Annotated in this window: 8 protein-coding genes; 3 read left to right on the top strand and 5 right to left on the bottom strand. The window is 69.5% G+C overall.

Translation table 11 applies throughout. The annotated features are described in order from the left end of the window. On the top strand, positions 1–1,705 hold a 1,705-nt coding region (locus VF697_RS12810; protein ID WP_331094717.1), incomplete at its 5' end, for an MYXO-CTERM sorting domain-containing protein. Positions 1,706–1,745: 40 nt separating this feature from the next. Here the strand turns inward: VF697_RS12810 and VF697_RS12805 are convergent. Together VF697_RS12805 and VF697_RS12800 are read right to left on the bottom strand one after the other, a co-directional pair. Next, on the bottom strand, positions 1,746–2,024 hold the full coding sequence (locus VF697_RS12805) for a hypothetical protein (protein ID WP_331094715.1): 279 nt from the start codon (positions 2,022–2,024) through the stop codon (positions 1,746–1,748). Between the two features lie 132 nt (positions 2,025–2,156). After that, positions 2,157–3,938 (bottom strand): M4 family metallopeptidase, encoded by a 1,782-nt coding sequence (locus tag VF697_RS12800; RefSeq protein ID WP_331094713.1) that lies wholly within the window; start codon positions 3,936–3,938, stop codon positions 2,157–2,159. Positions 3,939–4,127: 189 nt separating this feature from the next. Between VF697_RS12800 and VF697_RS12795 the strand changes: the two genes are divergently transcribed. Next, complete coding sequence (locus VF697_RS12795) at positions 4,128–4,916, top strand: hypothetical protein (RefSeq protein WP_331094711.1); 789 nt, start codon at positions 4,128–4,130, stop codon at positions 4,914–4,916. Between the two features lie 31 nt (positions 4,917–4,947). On the opposite strand, the gene VF697_RS12790 is transcribed toward VF697_RS12795, so the two are convergent. From VF697_RS12790 to VF697_RS12780, 3 genes are all read right to left on the bottom strand, one after another. Then, positions 4,948–6,051 (bottom strand): metal-dependent hydrolase, encoded by a 1,104-nt coding sequence (locus VF697_RS12790; RefSeq protein WP_331094710.1) that lies wholly within the window; start codon positions 6,049–6,051, stop codon positions 4,948–4,950. 110 nt (positions 6,052–6,161) lie between these two features. Then, a complete protein-coding gene (locus VF697_RS12785) occupies positions 6,162–6,557 on the bottom strand; it encodes a DUF2500 domain-containing protein (protein WP_331094708.1) in 396 nt (131 codons plus the stop codon). Positions 6,558–6,757: 200 nt separating this feature from the next. After that, positions 6,758–8,008 (bottom strand): MFS transporter, encoded by a 1,251-nt coding sequence (locus VF697_RS12780; RefSeq protein ID WP_331094706.1) that lies wholly within the window; start codon positions 8,006–8,008, stop codon positions 6,758–6,760. A gap of 211 nt (positions 8,009–8,219) precedes the next feature. Here VF697_RS12780 and VF697_RS12775 point away from each other — a divergent pair. After that, the coding region (locus VF697_RS12775; protein ID WP_331094704.1) for a pitrilysin family protein at positions 8,220–9,090 on the top strand (871 nt) is incomplete at its 3' end.

The following is a 9,090-nucleotide window of genomic DNA, read 5'->3' as shown; positions in this document are numbered from 1 at the left end:
GGTGGACTGCCGCTTCGCCCAGGCCCGGCGCACGGGGCGTGACCGCTGGGAGTACGCCCTCGAGGTGGAGGTGGAGGACCCCGACAGCCCCGTGGTGGTGGATCCCGTCGTGCTCTGGAGCAGCTACCTCGAGGGCAGCGTGACAGCCGATGTGTTCGGAGACCTGGCGAGGAGCGACACGGGGGAGCTGTTCATGGTCGGTACGTGGACCGGAAACTCGTCCTTCGAGGGACCCGAGCAGCAGGGGTATCCCGGAGGCCCGAGTGTGCTCGTCGCCCGGTTCCACGAAGATGGCGGGTTGGGGGTGTGGACGCTGCTGGGGGGTGGGTCCGATGACGAGGGCAGAGCCATCGCCCTCGGCAACCAGAAGGTGTACGTCGTGGGTTCCTCCACCTCGAGGAACTTCGGGCAGGGGGTGATCTTCAACCATGGAGCGAGCCGCACCCCGTTGGACGAAGAGACCCGGGATGGCCTCATTGCCCAGCTGCAGCCGTCGACCCTGAAGCTGGACTGGGTCTACATCGTGGGCACGGAGACAGCGAATGAGACCCTCGATGACGTGGTCGTGGGCCCGGATGGCCGGCTCTACCTCGCCGGGAACAGCCGCGCACTGGATGTGTCCCAGGCCCCTCCCGTCGAAGCGCCCGATGGGAGCTGGAATGGCGTCGCCCTCCGGGTCAGTCTCCTCGGTGTCGATGCGGGGATTGCCCGCGTGGACTGGTTCACGGTGTTCGGTGGGCCCCAGGATGACTTCACCCGTGCGGTCGCGGTGGACGCGGATGGCGGGGTCTTCATCGCGGGAGAGGCGGCCTCCTCCACCAGCCTCGCGTCCCCCCAGCGCAAGCATGCCGGGCCCGACGGCGTGCCGGACGTCTTCGTCGCCCGACTGACCCAGGACGCGGGCACGGGCCTGGTGTCCACCTTCCTCGGAGGGCAGGGCAGGGACGAGGGCCGGGCGCTCGTCTTCGACCCGTCCACCCACTCGCTCCTGGTGGGCGGGACGACGCGCTCGCGGGAGCTCGAGAACCCCACGGCCGAGGCCCAGACCTCGTCGGATGCGTTCCTGGTGTCGCTCAACGCGGCGGACTTGTCCCGCAGGGGCACGAGCTTCCTCCGGGGAAGCGGAGATGACGAGGGGCTGGCCGTCACCCTCACCCCCCGTGGCCCCTATCTGGGAGGAAGGACCCGGTCCTCCGATTTCCCCGTGACGGCCGCACTCGACGGGACGTCGGTGGGCGCGGGCTCGCAGGTGGGCTTCGTGGCCCAGGTGACGCTCGGCTCGAACGCGCCGCCGTGGTCCTCGCTCGTGGGGGGCAGCCCCTCCGAGGTGCGCGCGTTGCAGCGAGACAGCCAGGGACACCTGTTCCTCGGGGGCCACGCCCAGGCGGAGACGCCGCCGGGCACCCGGATGTTCGTCATGGGGGTGGACCCGACCCCGGCCGCGCCCGTGGACGCGGGCGTCGAGCCGGACGCGGGCGTCGAGCCGGACGCGGGGCAGCCCGAGCCGGTGGAGCCGGACGGGGGAACGCAGGGCGGCGAGGACGGAGGCTCGACCCTGGATGGGGGAACGCAGGGCCGTCAGCCGGTGCTGGGCTGGTCCTTGTCGTGTGCCACCAGCGACGGGCCGGGAGCGCTCGCCCTCGGGGCGCTCCTCGGGCTGGCGCTGCTCGGGTCGCGGCGCGAGAAGCGCGGGGCCGTGCCCTGAGGGGCACCGGGAAGGTCAGGGCCGCCACCCGGTAGCGCGCTCAGGCCGAGGCCGAGCCCGAGCGCTTCGCCTGAAGCCACGCCGCGAGACGCTCGGGTTCGGGCATGTCCTTCAACTGCACGCACTGCTGCCCGGGTGTCCCCGGCCACGACTTGTACGTCACCACCAGGGTCCCCACGCCGCGTCGGCGCTGGGAGGCGGCGTTCTCGCGCGGCAACACCTCGCGCCGCTGACGCCGCTCCCTCAATTCTTCCTGGAGCCGCTCCAGCTCATCCCGCTGCGAGCGTCCCGCACGGGCGTGGTGCGTCTGGGTCCTCACGCCGCGCAGCGTAACAGACACTCCGCCGGAGCCGGCTGACACCCTTCCTGGGAAGGTACCGCCCAAAAGACAACCGGCGCGACCGCCACGAAGGGCAGCCGCGCCGGCTGAGAAACTCGGTGCTGCTCGGGATTACTGACCGGAGCTCACCGTGTAGGTGGCGCCGGAGTAGGCCGTGTAGCCCTTGATGAGGACGTAGTACGTGCCCTGCTTGGCCCCGGTGATGGTGCACGTCTCCGTGTTCGTCGCACCCGCCGACATGCAGTCGTAGCTGGTGGTGGTCGGCGCGCTGCCGAACTTCACGTACATGTCCGCGTCACCCGTGCCGCCGGAGAGCGCGAAGCGCATCGCCGTCGCGCCAGCCGGCGTGACGTGGCTGTAGTTGGTGTTGCTGCTGCGGGCACCCGACACGTTGCTCAGCGAGGAGATGACGGTGAAGGTCGGGGGAGCGCCCACGCCCACCGCCGTCCAGGCCGCGTTCACCGCGTCGGCCGCCGCCGCGCCGTAGAGGTCCGTGGCCGCCTGCGCCGTGGCGCCGCGCGCCTCGGAGAAGGTGCTGCCCGGCGTGAGGTACACCGTGTTGGCGCGGTAGAAGATGGCCGCGCCCTTGTGGATGCTGGCCACGGGGTTGGCGTCGAGCGCCGGCACCACCGTGCTCGTCTTGCCACGCGGGTGCGAGCCACCCGTCACCAGCAGCTTGAAGGCCAGGTTGGCGATACCCGAGTTCCAGTGCACGCCGCCGTTGTCGGAGGTGCCCGTGTAGCGCGTCGGGTAGTAGTCGTAGTCGCCAGCCAGGGCCGGGTCGTTCATGTAGCGCAGCGCGTCGCCCGCGGTCGCCGGCGTCCAGCACTCCTCGCCAATCTTCCAGGTGTTGCCGCTCACGGCGCCGTCGCGGTAGGCCTCGATGGAGGCGCCGAACACGTCGGACATGGCCTCGTTGAGCGCGCCCGACTCGCCCGAGTACACCAGGTCCGAGGAGGTGTCGGTGACGGCGTGGGTGAGCTCGTGGCCCACCACGTCCAGCACCGTCAGCGGGCCGGAGTCCACGCCGTTGCCGTCGCCGTACACCATCTGCGTGCCGTTCCAGTACGCATTCACGTAGTTGCGGTCGTGGTGCACGGTGGAGGTGAGCACGCCGCCGGTGCCGTTGTAGCTGTCACGCCCGAACTGGCTGAAGTAGTAGTCGTAGGTGAGGCCCGCGTTGTCGTGCGCCTGGTTGACCACCGCGTCGCTCACGGGCGCCTGGCCCTCCGAGCGCACCAGCGTGCCGGGCAGCGTCGTGCGGTTGCCACCGTTGTACGTCTTGCGGTTCTTGGTCGTCTTCAGGTTGTCGAACTGCTTCACGACCTCGCCGGTGTGCGCGTCGATGAAGAGGTTGGGCATGGAGGGCTCGCCCTTGGCCGTGACGGCCTCGAGCTGCACGCGGTACGTCAGGCGGGCGCCACCGTTCTCGGCGAGAATCTGCAGGTCCGACTTCGGGTCGGCCTTCAGGGCGCGCGAGCCGCCCACCTGGGCAATGGCAATCTGCTCGGCCTCGGCGGTGCGCAGCTTGGGCGTGGTGTCCACCTTGAGGTCGCGCGCCAGGGCGTCGGTGATGGAGGAGATGGAGCCGTCGTCGTTGAGGTGGACGATGGCCTGGGCGGCGAAGACGGGCACGCCGCGGAAGGACTGCGAGAGGCGCTCGTGCGACTTGCCCTTCTCGTCGACCAGCGTGCGCTTGGTGGAGAGCTCACCGGCGCCCCGGAGGAACTCGGGCCGCTGCGACTTGATGGCGGAGAGGCCACGGCCCTCGGCGGCGACGGCCAGGCTGCTGCCCTGGGTGCTGGAGGTCTGAGAGTCGACGTCCGCGTCGACCGCGCAGGCACTGCCCAGGAGCATGAGGGGGAGGATCGAAACGAGACGGCGAGTGCGCATGGCGAGTTCCTCTCGGGCTCGACGGTTATGTCGAGCACTTCCCAACTTTCCGATAAAATTAGTTATCCTGTCAAGCTGCAATTTTCCATTCTTGCTGTGAAGGTGTGAGTAGGCGGGGGTACGCTGGACGGCGACCTGGGCCACCGGCAGGTGCGAGAGCGCGCCAGGAGGTCCGTGTAGCCTCGCCGCATGTTCTTCGTACTCGCATTGGGTGCGGTGATGGCCGCGACTCCGCCGCAGGGGTGGGTGCGGATTCCCGAGCCGTCGGAGGCGCTGCTGGAGTGCGCGAATGCCTCGCCGCACGAGTGGAGGGTGTCCCCGCACGAGGGCGGGGTCCGACTCGAGCCGGATGTGCCGCCCGGAGGCGGTGCCCGGCAGACGCTTCCCTTCAAGCCCTCCCGGAAGCTCTTCCCCATGGGGTGGAGCCACTCGCTGGCGGTCAAGGACGGCTACTTCGTCGGCTCCAATGGGGGCGAGTGGGGCGGCGCCCTGTTCTGGTTCTCCACCCATGGGCGCAAGCACCGGCAGCTGGCGAAGGAGAACGTCCGTGGGCTGATTGCGTCAGGCCCGGACGAGGTGCTCTCGCTGCATGGGCTGAATCACCTGGGCGGGCGGCGAGGAAGCGTCCGGTGGTTCAAGCAGGGCACGGACAAGCAGTGGAGCCTCAGCGAGGAGAAGCCCCTGGATGCCGGCCCCTACGCGTACACCGTCGCCGGGGAGGCGGTGTACGTGGTGACGGCCACGTCCCTCACGAAGATTGGGCCGGGCCGTCAGGTGAAACTCCTGGAGCCACTGCCGACCTGGATGCTCTATCCGAACAGCCTCGTCGTGGACGCCAGCGGCGCGCTATGGGTGGGCATGCGCCACTTCGTCCTGCGCCTCACCCCCGAGGGCGAGAAGTTCACCCGGGAGTGGTTCCTTCCCAAGGACTGCCTTCAGGCCGGCCAGGGAGGACACGACTGCGTGTGCCAGCCCTAGCCGCGGGTGTCTCGTCTGGAGCGAGCCGTCCCTACTCCACGGGGCGCAGCTCGCGGTCCAACGTGACGGTGGCGTGGCCAATCCCCGTGTCACGAGTCCGCGAGTAGCGCACGTCCACCAGCTCCACGCGCCAGCCCTCGTCCAGGCGATGCACCCGCCAGGACGGGAAGCGCAACCAGTTGCGGAAGCCACGCACCTGGGGCGCGGCGAGCGCGGCCTCGACGATGGGGTCGGGCTCCCCGCGCGGCAGCGGTGAATCACTCAGGCGCGGGCGCCCGTCGGCGAGCCAGTCCACCTCCACGAAGACGTAGCGCTCGGGCGTGAGGGCGATGACGTCCCGGGCGAAAGGCCGCGCGGGCAACGGCCCCGCCATGACGCGCTCCACTCGGACACCTTGGGCCCGCAGCCACTCGGCCGCCTGCCGCTCGGCCACGTGCGTGCCGACGAGCATCGCGCCGATGTAGACGAGGAGCGCCGCGACACACAGGCCCGCCACGCGCTCGACGTGTCGCACCGGCACGCCCGGGGCCAGCCGCAGCCCGAGGAGGAGGGCCACGCCCACCCCCCAGGCCAGCTTCGCCACGGGCGGCGCCAGCTCCGGCACGAGCACCAGCCCCGAGGTCGCCAGCCCCAGGACGGCCCAGAAGGTGACACCGCGGCGGGTGTGCGTGCGCGCCAGCACGACGGCGGCGGCCATCAGCAGCCACAGCCAGGGGTCGATGATGAAGAGCGCGTCCCCGTAGAACCAGGAGCCATCGAAGGGCATGAGCAGGCGCACGCCGTAGGTGTTGAGCCAGTCGAGCGCCGGGTGCGTGAGCACGGACAGGTACGCGAGCGCCACCAGGGGCCCCAGGCGCGCGGGGGGTGCCTCCGGGTGTCTCCGCCGCCGCACGAGCCTGTCCCACAGCAGCATGGCGCCGGCCAGCAGCCACGGCTGCACGGCCAGGGCGAGCACCCCGTGCGTCCAGCCGCGCCGGAACAGCAGCGCGGTGTCCGGGCCCGCGAAGGTGATGAAGCCGTCCACGTCCGGGAGGTTGGCGCCCAGGACGAGCGTGGCCGTGGCCAGCGGCGTCCACCGCTTGAGGCCCGTCTCCGCCAGCGTGGCCCCGACGAGCGCGTGCGCGAGGTTGTCCATAGGGGCTCCGAGTGTAACGCCCCTCGCACCGACCCACGCGCCCTGAAGGGGTTGAGCACCTCGTCAGGTGGGGGGACGAGGCCGCGAGGGACTTCCCTGGTGCTCGGGACTCAGGAATGCACTTGCGGAGGCACCCCCTTCGAAGCGTCTGGCACCCGTGCTGACAGGGCTGGGGCCCGGGGTTGTTCTCGCTCGAATCCCCTGAATCGGATTCCCTGCGAATGGAGGGTGCCCTGGTCACCTTCCACCAGGAGGCCATATTCGTCAGGGGGAACCACGAACTCCTCGCGGCTGCCGTCCGGGAATTCAAACGTCATCAGGCAGCGGGTGCGCGTACTGCTGCCGCGGACGAAGGTGCGCTGCCGCTTGGCGATGATGAGCCCCCGCCGAGAGATGACAGGGCTGCGGCGGATGTTGGCTTCGACCGACCTGATTCCCCTGAGGGAGAAGAAGACCAGGCAGACGAGCAGGAGAACGGGGAGCAAGACAGGCATGAAAAGATCCATGGGGGTGCTCACATGTCGATCTGGTGGAGAAGCCCGAGGGGTCCTGAAAGGCAAAGTAGTGCGGTGCCGGGTGTGGCCGCAGTCTCCTGGGAGTGTCGCCTTGCCCTACGGGCCCCCTACGAATCGTCTGACACCCTGACACCACCCTGACGCCGCACCCCTGGCGAGAAGACAGACGGAACGGATCCCGGTCGAGCGCGTCACGCGGGCGCCTTGCGCGGGCCCCCGGGCAGGCGCAGCCCGTCCTCCGGGGCGGGTGCTGGACTGTCGCGGCGCCGGGCTCGCGGCTCCTGGACGAAGTGGCCGAAGAAGAGCGTCGCCAACAGCCCCACCCCCGCGAGCGTCATGAAGGCAGCGGGGTAGCCGGCCTGCTTCACCACGAAGCCGCCCAGGATGTTGCTCAACGCCATCCCCAGGCCGACGGCCGAGTACGTCGTCCCCTGCAGCAGGTTGAAGTGGCCGGTGCCCTTGCCCAGGTCCGCCATCATCACGATGAGCAGCACTCCGTAGATTCCGGCGCCCAGGCCGTCGATCACCTGCAGGGAGATGAGCGCGTACTTGTTGTCGAGGAACGCGAACAGGAGCGCCCGGACCGGGACCAGGAGGAAGGCCACGAGGAAGAGCCGCTTCCTGCCGTGCTCGGCCAGCTTCGAGGCCATGGGCGCCACGGCGATCATCACGGCCTGGGCCAGGGTGATGCAGATGGACAGGTAGAGCGCCGAGTGCTTGACGTCGTCGAGCCCCAGCTTCTGGCCGAGCAGGGGCAGCATGGCCCCGTTGGCCACGTTCCACAGGCACATGGAGACGGTGAAGAAGGCGATGTTCCTGTTGGAGAACAGCTCCTTGACGCCGGCAAGGGAGGAGCCACACGGCGCGCGATCCTCCGCGGCGGCCCGGGCCAGGTCGTGGTCGATGTCCTGCTCCCGGATGAGCAGGGTGGCGGCGATGATGGCGACGCACTGGAAGACGGAGAAGTAGAAGATGCCTTCGTAGGAGATGAACCAGCCGATGAAGATGGCGACCACGGCGGCCAGCATGTTGCCTCCGTGGTTGAAGCTCTCGTTGCGGCCGATGCGCCGAGAGAGGCGATCGTGCCCGACCATTCCGAGCGTGATGGCCGCCACGCACGGGGGGAAGATGGTCTGGACGATCCCCAGGGCGGCCTGCGCCCCGGCGATGGGGAGGAGCCGCGGGAAGAAGACGACCGTCAGGCAGGAGAGAGCGACGATGGCCGACGCGACGACGAGCAGGAGCCGCTTGCGGCGCGTGTGGTCGATGAAGCCTCCCACCGGAGACTGCGCGAGGATGGAGACGAGCCAGGGGATGGCCACCACCATGCCGATATGGGAGGGATCCCACTTCTGCTCGGCCAGCAGGTAGACGGACAGATAGACGCCCACCCCGTCCTTCACGTCCGCCATGAAGACGTTGACGAGGTCGAGCCCTCGCAAGCTGCGTGCTGAAGCGCCCAACGGACACCTCCCTCGCAGCAAGGATGGGGACGCGTGCCGAGGCCTGCCATCCCCTCCCCAGGCCGGGCGCACCCCCGGGTCCTTCCCAACACTGGACGAAGAACGTTCTTCCCGGAGGGGATTCGCGCTCCGCCGGGGGCGCGGTGCGTGCTAAGCGGAGGGCCTCAGTTCAGAGGAGGCAACCCGTCGCATGAAAGCACTCATCGCCACCGCCGTCCTCGCCCTCGGAGTCCCGGCCCTCGCCCAGCAGCCAGAGGCGAAGCCGCTGGAGCCCGGTCGCGAGGCGCTGGCCATCCCCTACGAGAAGTACAAGCTGCCCAACGGGCTCGAGGTCATCCTCGCCAGGGACCCCAAGCTGCCCGTCGTCGCCGTCAACGTCTGGTACCACGTGGGCGCCTACCACGAGCAGCCGGGCCGCACCGGCTTCGCCCACCTCTTCGAGCACATGATGTTCCAGGGCTCCAAGCACGTGCCGGATGACGTGCACATCGGCCTGCTCGAGCAGATCGGCGCCACGGACCTCAACGGCACCACCAACTACGACCGCACCAACTACTTCGAGACCGTGCCCAGCAACCAGCTCGCCACCGCCCTGTGGCTGGAGAGCGACCGGATGGGCTTCCTCCTGGAGGCGCTCGACGAGAAGAAGCTGCGCAACCAGCAGGAGGTGGTGAAGAACGAGCGCCGCCAGAGCGTGGAGACGCGCCCCTACGGCGTGGCCCAGGAGAAGCTCTGGAAGGCCCTCTTCCCCGCGCCCCACCCCTACCACGGCAAGGTCATCGGCTCGATGGAGGACCTGGACGCGGCCACCGTGGAGGACGTGAAGGGCTTCTTCCGCAAGTGGTACGCCCCCGCCAACGCCACGCTCGCCGTGGTGGGAGACTTCGACGAGAAGGAGGCCCGAGCCCTCGTCGAGAAGTACTTCGGCTCGCTGCCGAGCGGCCCCAAGCCGGAGAAGCCCCAGGTGGCCCCGGTGAAGCACACCCAGGAGCAGGTCATCCGCCACGAGGAGAAGATTGGCACGCTGCCCATGGTGACGCTGGCGTGGCTCACCCCGCCCT

Origin of the sequence: Archangium sp., from assembly GCF_036388035.1 — a bacterium.
Lineage (GTDB): Bacteria > Myxococcota > Myxococcia > Myxococcales > Myxococcaceae > Archangium.
The sequence above is the reverse complement of the archived record's forward strand: the minus strand, read 5'-3'. Positions and strand labels throughout refer to the sequence as shown.